Here is a 261-nt window from a genome sequence, read left to right on the forward strand (position 1 = left end):
ATAGTATGCGGCGGCAACGGTTCCGCCCAAGGGGCAAAAGCGTTAAGCGCTAGTTTGCCAGTTGCGGTTGTACCAATGACAATTGACAACGATATTGGCGGAAGCGAATACACGATTGGCCACGACACAGCCGTCAATGCGATTGCCGATTCGCTCCATCGGCTCCGCCAAACAGCAGCTAACTTGCCTGGACGGATTTTTATGGTCGAAACCTTTGGCGGGCGCTGCGGCCAGCTTCCCCTTGCAGCTGCTGTTGCTGCT

Annotated in this window: 1 protein-coding gene; it reads left to right on the forward strand. The window is 55.6% G+C overall.

What is annotated here, in order from left to right:
* On the forward strand, positions 1 to 261 hold a 261-nt coding region (locus CHH91_RS18640), incomplete at both ends, for a 6-phosphofructokinase (RefSeq protein WP_176465867.1).

It is taken from the genome of Virgibacillus sp. 7505, assembly GCF_002272135.1.
Lineage (GTDB): Bacteria > Bacillota > Bacilli > Bacillales > Amphibacillaceae > Terribacillus.